The following is a 14,712-nucleotide window of genomic DNA, read 5'->3' as shown; positions in this document are numbered from 1 at the left end:
CTACAACGCGTACGGGAAAGTGTCAGAGCGCTCCGGATGTTGCAACGCCGCACCGGCGCCGCGCACGCGGCCGGCGGGCTTCGCTACCGGGTCAGCCGGCCCGGCGCGCGTCCAGCGCATCGCGTGCGGTGCGGCACGCGGCGAGATCCCACGCGGCGCAGCCGACGCTCTTGAACAGCAGCGGTCCGCCGACGGCGAATGCGCCGCCCAGGACGTCGGCGAGCGACGCGACCTGCTGCCAGTCGACCTGCGCGACGATCAGGTCGCCGGCCTCGTGGCGCGCGCCGGCCGGATCGTCGACGACGAGCCGGCTGCCGCGCACCGTGTTCGCGTCGATCTCGGCCGCATCCGCGGTGAACGCGCCGACGCCGACCACGAGCCGGCCTTCGCGCGCGGCTTCGCGGTAGACGGGCGTGCGGCTCGTCGTCAGCGTGACGACGACGTCGATCGCATCGGGAATCGCGTCGCCGTCGAGCGGTGCGAGCCGCGGCGCCTGCGCGCGGTGCGCGGCGCAGAAGGCGGCCGCGCTGTCGGCGCGGGTGCCGCGCACGTGAAGGCGCGCGTCGGGAAAGATCGCCGCGAGCGCTTCCGCGTGATTGGCCGCCTGCTTGCCGGTGCCGATCAGCAGGATGTCGCGCGGCGCGGTGCCATGCAGCGCGTCGATGCCGAGCGCGGTGACGGCCGCCGTGCGGCGGCCGGTGACCGTCGGGCCGTCGAGCGCGAAGCGCATCTCGCCGGTGGTCGCGTCGTATGCGGTCACCTGGCCGAGGATCGTCGGCAGCCCGCGCGCGCCGTTGCCGGGGCACACGTTCACGAGCTTGTGGGTCGCGAGGTCGCGCGCGCTCGACGGCATCGACAGCATCACGCCGCCGGCCTGCAGCGGCACGACCAGGCGTTCGGGGCTGACGATCTCGCCCGCCGCGTATTCGGCGACGGCCTGCCTGAGCGTGGCGAGCAGCGCCGGGTAGTCGAGCAGCGCGGCCGTGTCGGTCGCATCGAAAACGGGAATCCGGGAAAGGGCGGTCATCGTGTACGTCGCAGGTGTCGGTGAGCGTGGGTGACGGGCGCATGACGCGCCCGCCAAGGGGCTGCCGGATACCGTGACACGGAGGCAGTGTGGATCGAATCTATACCAATTTCAACCGCACCCGCAACCCGGAAAATAAACCGAAGCGCCGTTTTTGGTTCTAATATCTGTCCAGAAGGGTCGCCGTGGTCTCGATGCCGGCGCCGCTCCGGTATAGTGCGAACCCATTCCAAGTCCACGCCCGCGACCGGGCAGGAGCCAAACGATGATGTCCGCGCGTCCCGAATCACTCGAAGGCGGTTTCAGGCCGCTGCAGATCTACGAGCAGGTCGCCGAGAAGATCCGCGACGAGATTCGCGCGGGGCGCTACGCGGCCGATTCGCGGCTGCCGTCCGAGCGCGAACTCGCGGTGCTGTTCCAGGTCGGCCGGCCGGCCGTGCGCGAGGCGCTCGGCGCGCTGCAGAACGAAGGGCTGGTGTTCACCAAGCGCAATTCGGGCACCTACGTCGTCGCGTCGCCGCTCGACGTGCTCGCGGAACGCGGCGACGCGCGTGCGGCGTCCGAGGCCGACTTCAGCCCGACGTCGACGCTCGACGTGCGGCTGATCCTGGAACCCGCGATCGCGCGCCTCGCGGCATCGCACGGCCGCGCCGACCCGGGCGCCGAGCGCTATCTCGCGCAGATGGAAACCATCACCGACGTCGACGATCCGCACCAGCGCGCGCTGTGGAACGAGAGCGACCGGCTGTTCCACCGGCAGCTCGCGCTGATGACCGGCGACCCGCTGATCGTGAAGATTGCGGACGAGGTCGCGAAGACGATGGACCAGCCGCTCTGGAAGCGGCTGAAGGACGACGGCATCTACGACGCCGGTCGGATCCGGCTCTACGTGTCCGAACACCGGCTGATCTACGAGGCGATCGTGTCCGGCGATGCCGATGCGGCTGCGTTCTATGTCGAGCAGCATATCCGCCGCGTGCGGCGCGACATCGCGCCGAAGTGACGTGCGCGGCTTCGTTCTGGTCTGAAATATGACCAGAATCGCGAAAATTATTTTGAAATTGCTTGCGATGTGACCACACGTGTCCTACATTGGTTTCACACAAAACCAATCAGGAGACATCATGCGACACCTCGTTACCGCGCTGTCGGTGGCTATTGCCGCCGGCGCGCTGACTTCCGCGCACGCGCAGGAAGTCGTGATGATCGGCCATTCGGCGCCATTGACGGGCCCGCAGGCCGCGAACGGCAAGGACAACGAAAACGGCGCGCGCCTTGCCGTCGACGAACTCAACAAGGCCGGCGTGAAGGTGGCCGGCAAGACCGTCACGTTCAAGCTGGTGTCCGACGACGACCAGGCCGACCCGAAGGCCGGCGTGCAGGTAGCGCAGAACCTCGTCGACAAGGGTGTCGTCGCGGTGCTCGGGCCGTACAACTCGGGCGTCGCGATCCCGGCATCGCGCGTGTATTCGAATGCGGGCGTGCCGATCCTGCCGGTTGCGTCGAATCCGGCGCTCACGAAGCAGGGCTTCAAGAACATCTTCCGGATCGGCGCGAGCGACGAGCAGCTCGGCGGCACGATGGCCACGTTCGCCGCGAAGACGCTGAATGCGAAAACCGCGGCCGTCGTCGACGATCGCACCGCGTACGGGCAGGGCGTCGCCGAGCAGTTCATGAACGTCGCGAAGGCGAACGGGATCAGGATCGTCGACCAGGAATACACGAGTTCGTCGGCCACCGATTTCCTCGGCATTCTCACCAAGATCAAGGCCGGCAACCCCGACGTGATCTTCTTCGGCGGTTATGCGGCGCAGGGCGCGCCGATGGCCAAGCAGATGAAGCAGCGCGGGCTGCGCGCGAAGCTGCTCGGCGGCGACGGCATCTGCTCGGCCGACATGGGCAAGGTGGCGGGCGATGCGGCATCGATCGTCTACTGCGCGCAGGGCGGCGTCGCGCTCGAGAAGACGCCGGCCGGGCGCGAATTCCTGAAGAAGTACCACGACGCCTATCACACGGATACGCAGGTCTATGGCGTCAACTACTACGACGGCGTGAAGCTGCTCGCCGACGCGATGGTCAAGGCCGGCACGACCACCGACAAGGCGAAGCTGATCGCGCAGCTCGCGAAGTCGAACTATGCGGGCGTCGCGGGCACCTATTCGTTCGACGCGAACGGCGACCTGAAGGGCGCGCCGACGTCCGTCTACGTGATCCGCAACGGCCTGCCCGAACCGTACGCGAAGTAACGGCCAGCCTGCCATCGGACGGCGGCCTGGCCGCCGTTCTTCGTTTCAACGCATTCGATCGACCATGAAAATTTCCCGATCCCTTTCCACTGTCGAAGTCCATACGGGCGGCGAAGCGTTCCGCATCGTCACGAGCGGGCTGCCGCGCCTGCCTGGCGACACGATCGTCCAGCGCCGCGCATGGCTCAAGGAGAACGCCGACGAGATCCGCCGTGCGCTGATGTTCGAACCGCGCGGCCACGCCGACATGTACGGCGGCTACCTGACCGAGCCCGTGTCGCCGAACGCCGATTTCGGCGTGATCTTCGTGCACAACGAAGGCTACAGCGACCATTGCGGGCACGGCGTGATCGCGCTGTCGACCGCGGCCGTCGAACTCGGCTGGGTGCAGCGCACGGTGCCGGAAACGCGGGTCGGCATCGACGCGCCGTGCGGCTTCATCGAGGCCTTCGTCAAGTGGGACGGCGAGCATGCGGGGCCCGTGCGCTTCGTCAACGTGCCGTCGTTCATCTGGCGGCGCGACGTGTCGGTCGACACGCCGTCGTTCGGCACCGTGACCGGCGACATCGCGTATGGCGGCGCGTTCTATTTCTACGTCGACGGCGCGCCATTCGACCTGCCGGTGCGCGAATCGGCGGTGGAAAAGCTGATCCGCTTCGGCGCGGAAGTGAAGGCTGCCGCGAACGCGAAGTACCCGGTCGTACATCCGGAGATTCCGGAAATCAACCATATCTACGGCACGATCATCGCGAACGCGCCGCGCCATCCGGGCTCGACGCAGGCGAACTGCTGCGTGTTCGCGGATCGCGAGGTCGACCGCTCGCCGACCGGCTCCGGCACCGGCGGGCGCGTCGCGCAGCTGTACCAGCGCGGGCTGCTCGCGGCCGGCGACACGCTCGTCAACGAATCGATCGTCGGCACGATCTTCAAGGGGCGCGTGCTGCGCGAGACGACGGTCGGCGAGATCGCGGCCGTGATCCCGGAAGTGGAAGGCAGTGCGCATATCTGCGGTTTCGCGAACTGGATCGTCGACGAGCGCGATCCGCTGACCTACGGTTTTCTCGTGCGCTGAGCAGCGGCGCAGATCGGCCGCCGTCGCGCGGCCAGCCGGTTGTCGTACCAGGCCTGGCGCGTCGTTCCCGTTGCGGGGGCACGCGCCTTTTTTGCGTGCGACCGGTCGCGAAGCCGTGCGGTGCGCGCCGGCGCACGGCCGCCACGGCCTGCCGGCCGCGCGAGTTTTGGTACGATGCACCCTTTTCAGCCGAGCTCCACCCGCGTGAATCGCCGAAACGTGTCGTCAGTGCGTGACTTCTGTGCCAGCTGGGTTGCGCGCGCCCAACCCGTCGCGGCTGCCGCCGTCGCGAGGGTCAAGCCTCTCGCCGCCGCCGCGTGGCAGCATCTCCGTCGTCCCACGCGCCGCGGCGTGCTGCTCACGGCCGCCGCCGTGCCGGTGCTGTTCGTGCTGTACGTGATCGCGCTGATCCCGTTCACGCCGGGCATCGGCGACATCCGCAAGGCGCGCGTCGACCAGCCGGCGCAGGTGCTGTCCGCCGACGGCAAGCTGCTGGCCGAATTCAAGCCGTCGAACCGCGAGTGGGTGCCGCTCAAGCAGATCTCGCCGCACATGGTCGACGCGCTGATCGCGACCGAGGATCATCGCTTCTACGAGCATCACGGCCTCGACTGGAAACGCACCGCGTCGGCCGCGCTCCATACGTTCTCGGGCAGCCGCCAGGGCGGCTCGACGATCACGCAGCAGCTCGCGCGCAACCTGTATCCGGACGAGATCGGCCGCGCGCCGACGCTCACGCGCAAGGTGAAGGAAGCCATCACCGCGCTGAAGATCGAAGCCGTCTACAGCAAGGACCAGATCCTCGAGACCTACCTGAACACGGTGCCGTTCCTGTACAACGCGTACGGCGTCGAGATGGCCGCGCGCACCTATTTCGACAAGTCGGCCGACCAGCTCGACGTGCTCGACAGCGCGACGCTCGTCGGGATGTTGAAGGGCAACAGCTACTACAACCCGGTGCTGAATCCCGAGCGCGCGCTGCAGCGGCGCAACACGGTGCTCGGCCAGATGGTGAAGTACGGCAAGCTGTCGGCGGCGCAGTTCGCGCAGTTGCAGCGCCGGCCGCTGCGCATCGATTTCGAGCGCCAGAAGGAGCCGCCGGGGCCGGCGCCGCATTTCGCGCAGCAGTTGCGCAAATGGCTGATCGCGTGGGCCGACCGCAACGACTACAACATCTACTCGGACGGATTGATCGTGCGCACGACGATCGATTCGCGGCTGCAGCAGATGGCGACGCAGGCGCTCACGCTGCAGGGCAATCAGTTGCAGGGCATCGCGAACAACGCGTGGAGCGGCCGCGACGGCTGCGGCACCGACAACGAGGTGTTCCGCACCTTCATGCGCGAGTCGCCCGAATACAAGGCCGCGCAGGACGCCGGCAAGGACGACGCGGCCGCGATGAAGCTGCTCGCGGCCGACCACGGCTTCATGCGCGCGCTGTGCAAGACGAAGACCGACGTGCAGGCCGGCTTCCTCGCGATCGATCCGCGCGACGGGCAGATCCGCGCATGGGTCGGCAGCCGCGACTTTACCAACGAGCCGTTCGACCACGTCGCGCAGGCACGGCGCCAGCCGGGCTCGACGTTCAAGCCGTTCGTCTATGGCGCCGCGTTCGCGGGCGGGATGAAGCCGGACGACACGTTCATCGACCAGCCGGTCGAGATCCCGCTGAAGGGCGGCGAGATCTGGCGGCCGAACGACGACGTGCCGCCTACGGGCAAACCGATGACGCTGCGCGACGCGGTCGCGCTGTCGCGCAACCGGATCACCGCGCAGGTGATGGAGAAGGTCGGGCCCACGGCGGTCGCGCGGCTCGCGCGCGACATGGGCGTGCGCGAAAGCCCGCTCGAACGCGTGCCGTCGCTCGCGCTCGGCACGAGCCCGGTCACGCTGAAGGAGATGGTCGCGTCGTACGCGACGATCGCGAACGGCGGGCTGTACGTCGAACCGCAGATGGTGACGCGCATCGAGAACCGCCAGGGCGACGTGCTCGCCGAGTACGCGCCGGCGCCGCCCGAGCGCGCGCTCGACGCCGAAACCGACAAGACGCTGCTCGACGTGATGCGCGATGTCGTGACGCGCGGCACGGGCGGCAGCATCCGCACGCGCTTCGGCGTTCGCGGCGATGTAGCCGGCAAGACGGGCACGACGCAGGACAACGCGGACGGCTGGTTCATCCTGATGCAGCCGGGCCTCGTCGCCGGTGCGTGGGTCGGATTCGACGACGGCCGCGTGACGCTGCGCAGCGATTACTGGGGGCAGGGCGCGCACAGTGCGCTGCCGATCGTCGGCGATTTCTTCCAGCGCGCGCAGCGCGCCCGGATCGTCGACACGAAGGCGAAATTCGATACCGAGCCGTCGCCCGGCTGGTTCGCGTCGCTGCGCGAGCGTGCGACGGATCTGTTCGACACGTGGTTCAGGCCCGAGCCGACGAAGGCGCCCGCGCCAGTCAGGACGCAGCGCATGGCGCCTTCATCGGAGGCCGACGAAGGCGCGGCATCGGCCGCGTCGGCGGCATCGGCGCCCGAAGCGGCGTCCGGCGGCATCGTCGAGGAATGGATACCGGCGTCCGAAGTGGCCGCATCGGCCGCCGCGTTGTCGCCAGGCGCATCGCAGCCGCAGACGGCGCAGCCGCCGGCAGTGGGCGCAAGTACGACGAGCGACGGCAGTGCGGGCATCGGTGCGGCGCCGGCCGCCACGCCGGCCCAGCCGCCCGCGCCGGTCGCTCCCGACGCGACGGGCGCCTCGCAGTAACGAAGCCGTTCAGATTTCGCGCGACGCTGCCGTAATCATGGTGTCACGACAGCTCGCGCGGTCGTTCCGCGCTTCTCCGATGCGACCTCCCACCGACTACGTCGCGCTCGTGCGCGACGACCTCTCCGTTGGCGTTCCGCTCGGCTTCGATCTCTACGATGCCGACGGCGCCGCGCTGCTGCCGGCCGGCACGACGCTGAGCGATGCCGCGCAGCATGCTTTCCTGTTCGACCATTTCCGGCCCGTGCGCGTGCGCGATGACGCCGATGCCGATCCGCGCGCGCATGGCGCGGTGCCGCCCGCCCCGCGCATGGGGCTGTCGGCCGGTGCCGCGATCGGCATCCGCCGCCGGGTCGGCACGACACGCGCGCTGCAGCGCTTCCGGCTGATCGGTGTCGCAACGTCGGGCGCGCTGTTCGTCGAGCCGCAGCCGGCGGCCGTGTTCGACTTCGTGCGCGGCGACGACATCGAAGCGGTCGCGATCGGGCGGGCCGCGGTGTCCCGTTTCGGCGCGACGGTCGAGTCGGTGCAGGTGTCGGGCGCCGCGCCGTTCATGATCCTGTCGCCGCCCGGCTTCGTCGACCGGCTGCGTACGCGCGCGGAGCCGCGCGTGCCCGCGCGGATCGCGGCCTGCTGTATGGGTGGAGCCGACGGGGTGGAAGGCATCGGAATGGTGCACGACATCAGCCTGAGCGGGCTGTCGATCGCGGTCGACCGGACGATCGCCGCAAGCGGAGAGCCGCTGCGCGTGCTGCTGCCGTACGAGGCGGGCGACCGCGTCGAGCAGCTGGCGCTCGACGGCACGGTGCGGGCCGTGCATGCCGATCCGGCGGCGCCGGCACTGACGCTGCATCACGCGGCGTTCGGCGAGACCGGCGCCGACGACCTGGTCCGCCTCAAGGCACTGCTGTTCGACAGGCTGATGGCGTCGGCGGATATCGACCCATCGCGCTGACGCGTGGGCCGCGCGCGCCAGATGCCGTATCGCAGCATTCGGCGCATGAATGCCGATAATCGTCTGATGATTGTGGTTATTCCGGCGAAATTGTACGGTTTCCGTCAACAGTGAATTTGCGATTTAAGTATTTACCCTGATAGTCGCGCCTCCTAGACTTCTACTCATGCGCAACGACCCCGAGTCCGAAGCGCCTGACAAAACAATCCTGGAGGTAACGCATCATGAAATCGCTGATCAAGGCAGTTGCACTGGCCGCCCTGGTGGCCGCACCGGTCGTCTCGTTCGCCCAATCGAACCAGCAGCCGCTGACGCGCGCGCAAGTGCGTGCCGAGCTGGTCCAGCTCGAAAAGGCCGGCTACAACCCGAACGACTGGGTGAACTACCCGGAAAACATCCAGGCCGCACAGGCAAAGATCGCTGCCGCGCAGAACACCGGCGCGCAGGCTGACGCAACGGGCTACGGCGCGAATGCCGCTGCGACGTCGCAGTCGGGCCAACGCGTGGTCGTGCCGGCCGCCGCCGATCGTTCGTCGGTGTACTTCGGCCACTAAGCCGGCCGGCGCCCGCAACGGCGCCCGGTTTGCAGGTTCCCCCGAAACCCGTGCACGGTATCCGTGTACGGGTTTTTCGTTTCCGCATGCCCGAATGAGCCGGGGCGAGCGCGGTGCGCCGGCCTGGCATTACGGCGCGGTGCCCGCATGGCGGGCACGGGTCGCGAGCACCGCTGCGACGCCACCGAGGATGGCGGCCGATGCGAGCGCGAGCCGCCAGGTCGGCTGTTCGGACAGGAACAGCACGGCGCCGCACGCGGCGATCGGCGGCACGGACAACTGGATTGCCGCGGCGCGCATGGCCGTGAGGTGCCGCAGCGCGGCATACCAGACGACGTAGCCGAGGCCCGAGGTGAGCGCACCGGAAAGCACGGCAAGCGCGACGCCGGCCGGCGTCACGCGCATGCGAGCGGCGAGCGCGACGCTCAACGCGAGCGCCAGCGGTGCGGCACGCAGGAAGTTGCCGGCGGTCGCCGCGACCGGATCGGCGGGCTTGCGGCCGCGTATCGAATAGATGCCCCATGCAATGCCGGCGACGGTCATCAGCGCCGCGCCTTGCGGCGTCGGTGCCGCGAGCCCCGGCGACACGAGATACAGCAGCCCGCCGAGCGCGACGCCGAACCCGGCCCAGCCCGCCGGGGCGAACCGTTCGCCGGCGCGCCATCCCGCCGCGAACATCGTCAGTTGCACCGCGCCGAACAGGATCAGCGCGCCGGTTGCGGCACTGACGGTCAGGTACGCGAACGAGAAGCACGCGACATAGGCGAACAGCATCGCCGCCGCGGGCCAGTCCGCGGGCGGGGCGGGCCGTCGCGCACCCGCGCGGGCAACGATCGCGAGCATCAGCGCGCCCGACACGAGGCGCAGGCTGCCGAAGCTGGCCGCGTCGATCCGCCCGGCCTGCAGCGCGAGCCGGCACAGCAGCGAATTCGACGCGAATGCGAGCATCGCGACGGACGTCAGCGCGGCGACCCGCACGCCCGGCCGTACGTGCAGCGGGAATGCGGAGGCGGGCGGGCGCATCGCGGGCCTCACGCGTGGTTCGCGACGATCAGCATGGCCACGCCGAACAGCGCGGCGCCGAGCGGCGCCGTGAGCTGCCGTCCCCACGCCGCATTCTTTTCGATGGCCATCAGCGCGGCGAGCGACAGCATCCAGCCGAGACTGCCGGCGCCGACGACGAACATCAGCAGCATCAGCGCCCAGCAGCACCCGACGCAGAAGAGCCCGTGGCTTGCGCCCAGCGCAAATGCGTTGCGCAACGGCGTGCGGCCGCGCCAGCGGCTGATCACGAAACTGAAAGGGGTGCGGCACCGGTCCAGGCAGTGTTCCTTCAGCCAACTGAACTGAAATGCGCCGGCGAGCGCAAACACGGCCGCGCCGATCAGCCAGCCGCGCCACGCGAGCGCCGGCACATGCGCGACGCCCGTCAGCACCAGTGCATGCAGCCCGTGCGCGACGAGGCCGAATCCGCTCCACACGACGACGTAGCCGACGCCGACGAGCGCGAGCAGGCGCGCCTGGTCGGGGCGGTTCGCGACGACGCGCGCGAACGCATTGAACAGCGCCAGCGTGGTCGGCAGCATCATCGCAAGGATCATCAGCGTCCAGGCCGCCGCGTCGAACACGGCCGGCAGCCATAGCGCGCCGCCCGGCAGCGCGCGACAAAGTGCGCTGAACGGTTCGGAGGCGGCACCGTCGCCGTGCTCGAGATAACGCCCGTACGGACTGCGCGTCCACGCCCACAACGTGACCCACGCGAATCCGACGAGGCTCGTGAGCACCAGCGGAAACAGGCGCCGATGCAGCGACGCTGCCATGGCCGTTTCCGTGCGATCGCGATTCACGCGTCGAACAGGAACGTGCTCTGCAACGCGTTGTGATTCTTCAGATCGAGGTCGATGCCGATCGCCGCATTCTTCGACCGGTAGACGGGCGCCTTGCCGACGAACACGGGGGCGCCGGGCACGGTCGAGAACACGGTGTCGGTCAGCGTCGTCTGCGCGCCGCTCGGGCCCAGGTACGGCTCGAGTTCCGCGTGATAGTCGGTGCCGATCGACAGCGTGCCGCGCGCGCCTTCGACGTCGAACCGGATCGGTGCGCGCTCGATCGACACGACCTTGCCGATCAGTTTCGCGAGTTCGGCGATCGGGCCGCCGGCCTGTCCCGTGTAGACCTTGAGCAGCGCCTGCTCCTGCTCGGCGGACGCCGTGTCGCTGACGTAGATCGCGGCCGTCCAGTTGCCTTCCAGGATATTGCCAGGCACGCGGCACACCGCGGCGATCGTGTTGCCGCCGACGTCGACGCCATCGACCGTGCCCTTGTCGACATGCCATGCGACGATGGTGTCGCACACGCCGAAATCCGGATCCTCGCCGATCCAGCACGGGCACAGTACGCGACAGTTGCAGACCTCGAGCAGACGGCCTTCCAGGTGATAGCTCATGATTTCCTCCAGAGAGCGATGGCGATTGCGCGTTGCGCAAGGCAGAGGAAACCGGCTGACGAAACGTCATGCCCGCTCGGCGGCACGAACGCGAAATGCGCTGGGAAATGCGCGGAAGCGGGACGGGATGGATGCGATAGCGCTGGCCTGAAGCGGCGTATCAATTTTTCCAGTGTAGGTGCGCGTGGATGATATGCAAGCCGACGCGCGAGCATGATGCCGGCTGACAAGCGGACGCGCGTGCGCTAGCATCGCGGACGGTGTCGCCGCGCGCCGAGGCGCGGCAGGGGCGTCAGGCTCCGCACCGGCTTCCACGACTTCAACGAACAACAAGGAGCATCCATGCGTGTCTTGACCGGTCTGCTGTGCTCGCTGGCACTGGCGGCGAACGTCGCTCATGCACAGGCGAATTGTGCGGACGCAACGGATCAGGCGACGATGACGGCGTGTGCCGATCGCGCGTACAAGAAATCCGACGGGGATTTGAACCGGACCTATCAGGCCGTCACCGCGCGCCTGCGCGATGCACGGCCGCTTGCCGACAAACTGGTGAATGCGCAGCGCGCGTGGATTGCATACCGCGATGCCGAATGCGGTTTCTCCAGCGCGAACGCCGAGGGCGGCAGCGTATACCCGATGGTCGTATCGACCTGCCTCGACGATCTGACGAAAGCGCGTACGGAAACGCTGAAGGCCTATCTGTCCTGCGAGGAAGGCGATCTCGCGTGCCCGGTGCCCGCCAGGTAAAAGTCACGCACCGTTACAGTTACCGGCCGCATGCCGCGCGGCCGGTCAAGCCTGCCATCCGCTGCTACACGTCGTCCGTTACACGTCGTCCGTTTCGTCGAGCAGCTTGTGCCGCATCGCGTAACGCACCAGCGCCGCTTCGTGCGGCATCTGCATCTTTTCCAGGATTCGCGTCTTGTAGGTGCTGACCGTCTTCGCGCTCACGCACAGCGCGTGTGCGATCTCGGTCAGCGTCTGGCCGGCGGCGATCCGCCGGAACACGTCGAATTCGCGATCGGACAGCCGCTGGTGCGGCAGCGTCTCGGCCGGCTCGTTCAGGCTCTGCGCGAACTGCTCGGCCATCGCGAGGCTCACGTAGACGCCGCCCGACGCCACCTTCGTGACCGCGCCGACCAGCTCGGCGCTCGCGCTTTCCTTCGTCAGATAGCCTGACGCACCCGCGCGGAACGCGCGCACTGCGTATTGCTGCTCCGCGTGCATCGTCAGCACGAGCACGCGCAGCGCGGGCTTCTCGTCCTTGATCTGCTTGATCAGTTCGACGCCGTTGCGGCCCGGCATCGACAGGTCGAGCACGAGCACCTGCGCGGGCGTCGAACGCACGAGCGCGATCGTCGACGGGCCGTCGCAGGCTTCGCCGGCCACCTCGAATCCGCTGGCGTTCTGGAGGATGTGCCGCAGACCGTCGCGCACGAGCGTATGGTCGTCGGCGATGAGCACCTTGATCATGTGATGAGGGTTTCCTGTTGAACGGTACTGAGCGGTAACGCGACGGTAATCGAGAAACCGCGCGCGAGCGCGGTGTCGATCGTCACGGTACCACCGAGCATGTGCGCGCGCTCGCGAATGCCGATCAGGCCGAACGATTTGTCCTCGTGGACCGCGCCGCCGGGCGCCGCGCCGCGGCCGTTGTCCGCGACGCGCAGCACGCAGAAGCCGTCCTCGATGTCGAGCCGCAGCGCGACGCGCGTCGCATCCGCATGGCGCGCGACGTTCGTCAGTGCTTCCTGGACGATGCGGAACAGCGTGGTCGCGCCCGCGCTGGTGAACGTAAGGCCGCCCGTTTCGATGTGACGCTCGACATCGATCCCGTAGCGGTTCGTGAAATCGTTTGCGAGCCATTCGATCGCGGGCACGAGGCCGAGATCGTCGAGCATCACCGGCCGCAGGTCGGCCGCGATGCGTCGCACCGACGCGACCGTCGCGTCGATCAGCCGCCGCATGCCCTGCAGGTGCGACAGCATGCCTTCGTCCGGCTGCGCGCGGCCGGGTACGCGCAACTGCTGCTCGACCACCGACAGGTCCATCTTCAGCGCGGTGAGCTGCTGGCCGAGGTCGTCGTGCAGCTCGCGCGCGATGCGCGTCTTTTCTTCTTCACGCACGTTCTGCAGGTTCGCCGACAGTTCGCGCAATTCCTCGCGCGATTGCTTCAGCGCATTCTCGGCGCGCAGCCGCTCGGTGATGTCGCGCAGCATCACCGTATAGAGCTTGCCCGACGCGTCGCGAATCTGCGAGATCGACGCCTCGATCGGAAATTCCTCGCCGCTGGCGCGCAGCCCGAACAGCACGCGCTGGCGGCCCATCTGCCGCTCGGAAACGCCCGTCACGCCGAACTGGTCGACATGCCGCGCGTGCGCGGCGCGGAACCGCTCGGGGATGAAGCGCGACAGCGGCGCGCCGATCGCCTCCATCGCGGACACGCCGAACACCTGCTCGGCCATCGGATTGAAGATCACGACCGTCTGCTTTTCGTCGATCGTGATGATCGCTTCCATCGACGAACGGATAATGCCCATCATCCGCGCCTCGTTGAGGATGCCGCGGCTGCTCGCGCCGGAATCGGCCGTGGCGCCGGACCGGCCGCGCATCAGCGCATGGACGAGCGCCGCGAACGCGAACGACGCGATCAGTCCGGCGGCAAGCACGGTGCCGGCCGCGCGCTGCGCGCCGGTTGCGCTCGGGCGGCCGTCAGCGGAATAGGCGAGCGTCAGCACGGTGCCGCCGAAATTCAGCACGTCGGTGCGCCGCAGCAGGTCGGGCGAAGCCGATGCCTCGTCGGTCGTCGCCTCGACGCTGACGATCGCGCGCGGATCGCCGCCGGCGGTCATCCACAGGTCGATCCCGCGTTCCGCGTCGAGCGCGCGCTCGATCAGGCGCCGCGGGCTCAGCGCCGCGAACAGCATCCCGTCGGCGCCGGCTTCGCGCGTGCCGGACGGCGTGGCGGCCGCATGCGGCGAGGTACTCACGGGCAGGAACAGGGTGAGGGTGCGCGCGTCGCGGGACGTGTCGTCGTCGGCCGGGTGAACGCCGAGCGCGATGTCGCCGGTCTGCAGCGCGCGCGCCAGCGGCGCCGCGTCGGACGCGCCGAAGCGCACGACGGGCGAACTCGACGGGGGCGCGCTGAGCGCCGCGGCCGCGAGCGCGCCGCCCGGCATCGGTTTCGAGCCGGCGAGGGCGCCGCGTGTCGCGGGCGGCAGCGGCACATAGCCGATCTGCCGGACCGGCGAGCGGCCGCTGTCGAGATCGAGCGTCTCCGCATACCGGCGCCATTGCTCGGGCGTCATTTCCGGGACGAGGCTGAATGCGCCGCGCGCGCCTTCGAGCACGGCGACGCCGGACTGCAGCTCGTGGCGCAGCATCGCGCTCACGTGCGTCGTGCGGCGCTCGAAGCGCGTACGGACGGCGCCTTGCCACTGCTCGCGCACCAGCAGCGCGACGCCGAGCGACAGCACCGCGCCGGCGCACAGCGCGACGATGCCAGCCGCAAGCGGCTGGCGTAACATGCTCTGGAGGCGCGTGGGCCCTCGGGAATCACGCGTTGGGGTTCCACTGGCGGTCATTCGATGGCCATTCTGTTGTCGGGGCGGCCCGCAGCACTCGGGCAGCGCGGCAAAACCGGGCAAAACTCGCACCG

Annotated in this window: 13 protein-coding genes; 7 read left to right on the top strand and 6 right to left on the bottom strand. The window is 68.8% G+C overall.

Annotated elements, in window-relative coordinates:
• Positions 1-91: 91 nt before the first annotated feature.
• A complete protein-coding gene (gene lhpI / locus ACM6JT_RS09820; protein WP_414856372.1) occupies positions 92-1,027 on the bottom strand; it encodes a bifunctional Delta(1)-pyrroline-2-carboxylate/Delta(1)-piperideine-2-carboxylate reductase in 936 nt (311 codons plus the stop codon).
• A gap of 265 nt (positions 1,028-1,292) precedes the next feature.
• On the opposite strand from lhpI, the gene ACM6JT_RS09815 reads away from it, so the two are divergent.
• The 6 genes from ACM6JT_RS09815 to ACM6JT_RS09790 all read left to right on the top strand — a co-directional run bounded on the left by ACM6JT_RS09815 (position 1,293) and on the right by ACM6JT_RS09790 (position 8,608).
• Positions 1,293-2,030, top strand: coding sequence for a FadR/GntR family transcriptional regulator (locus tag ACM6JT_RS09815; RefSeq protein WP_414856371.1), 738 nt, complete (start codon positions 1,293-1,295; stop codon positions 2,028-2,030).
• Between the two features lie 121 nt (positions 2,031-2,151).
• Positions 2,152-3,273 (top strand): branched-chain amino acid ABC transporter substrate-binding protein, encoded by a 1,122-nt coding sequence (locus tag ACM6JT_RS09810; protein WP_105389983.1) that lies wholly within the window; start codon positions 2,152-2,154, stop codon positions 3,271-3,273.
• 64 nt (positions 3,274-3,337) lie between these two features.
• Positions 3,338-4,345, top strand: coding sequence for a trans-3-hydroxy-L-proline dehydratase (lhpH, locus tag ACM6JT_RS09805; protein WP_034179564.1), 1,008 nt, complete (start codon positions 3,338-3,340; stop codon positions 4,343-4,345).
• 174 nt (positions 4,346-4,519) lie between these two features.
• Positions 4,520-7,099: a penicillin-binding protein 1A gene (locus tag ACM6JT_RS09800; RefSeq protein ID WP_414856370.1), complete on the top strand. Its 2,580-nt coding sequence runs from the start codon at positions 4,520-4,522 to the stop codon at positions 7,097-7,099.
• Between the two features lie 79 nt (positions 7,100-7,178).
• Positions 7,179-8,054, top strand: coding sequence for a PilZ domain-containing protein (locus tag ACM6JT_RS09795; RefSeq protein WP_414856369.1), 876 nt, complete (start codon positions 7,179-7,181; stop codon positions 8,052-8,054).
• 224 nt (positions 8,055-8,278) lie between these two features.
• Positions 8,279-8,608 carry a DUF4148 domain-containing protein gene (locus tag ACM6JT_RS09790; protein WP_034179562.1) on the top strand — a complete coding sequence of 110 codons (330 nt, stop codon included), beginning with the start codon at positions 8,279-8,281 and terminating at the stop codon, positions 8,606-8,608.
• A 129-nt stretch (positions 8,609-8,737) separates the two neighbouring features.
• On the opposite strand, the gene ACM6JT_RS09785 is transcribed toward ACM6JT_RS09790, so the two are convergent.
• Genes ACM6JT_RS09785 through ACM6JT_RS09775 form a run of 3 tightly spaced genes read right to left on the bottom strand, consistent with a single transcriptional unit; the run spans position 8,738 to position 11,054 of the window.
• Complete coding sequence (locus ACM6JT_RS09785) at positions 8,738-9,631, bottom strand: DMT family transporter (protein ID WP_051983617.1); 894 nt, start codon at positions 9,629-9,631, stop codon at positions 8,738-8,740.
• 8 nt (positions 9,632-9,639) lie between these two features.
• Positions 9,640-10,428, bottom strand: coding sequence for a DUF2182 domain-containing protein (locus ACM6JT_RS09780; RefSeq protein WP_414856368.1), 789 nt, complete (start codon positions 10,426-10,428; stop codon positions 9,640-9,642).
• 23 nt (positions 10,429-10,451) lie between these two features.
• On the bottom strand, positions 10,452-11,054 hold the full coding sequence (locus ACM6JT_RS09775; RefSeq protein ID WP_175748425.1) for a DUF1326 domain-containing protein: 603 nt from the start codon (positions 11,052-11,054) through the stop codon (positions 10,452-10,454).
• Positions 11,055-11,396: 342 nt separating this feature from the next.
• Between ACM6JT_RS09775 and ACM6JT_RS09770 the strand changes: the two genes are divergently transcribed.
• Positions 11,397-11,801, top strand: a complete 405-nt coding sequence (locus tag ACM6JT_RS09770) for a lysozyme inhibitor LprI family protein (RefSeq protein ID WP_034179560.1) — start codon at positions 11,397-11,399, stop codon at positions 11,799-11,801.
• A 78-nt stretch (positions 11,802-11,879) separates the two neighbouring features.
• Here ACM6JT_RS09770 and ACM6JT_RS09765 read toward each other — a convergent pair whose 3' ends face one another.
• Positions 11,880-12,527 (bottom strand): response regulator transcription factor, encoded by a 648-nt coding sequence (locus tag ACM6JT_RS09765; RefSeq protein ID WP_034179559.1) that lies wholly within the window; start codon positions 12,525-12,527, stop codon positions 11,880-11,882.
• Positions 12,524-14,638: a PAS domain S-box protein gene (locus ACM6JT_RS09760; RefSeq protein WP_407972307.1), complete on the bottom strand. Its 2,115-nt coding sequence runs from the start codon at positions 14,636-14,638 to the stop codon at positions 12,524-12,526. Before ACM6JT_RS09760 ends, ACM6JT_RS09765 begins: the two co-directional genes overlap by 4 nt.
• Between the last annotated feature and the right edge of the window lie 74 nt (positions 14,639-14,712).

The sequence above is a fragment of the Burkholderia sp. IT-111MI5 genome (assembly GCF_949752865.1).
Classification (GTDB): domain Bacteria; phylum Pseudomonadota; class Gammaproteobacteria; order Burkholderiales; family Burkholderiaceae; genus Burkholderia; species Burkholderia pyrrocinia_C.
The sequence above is the reverse complement of the archived record's forward strand: the minus strand, read 5'-3'. Positions and strand labels throughout refer to the sequence as shown.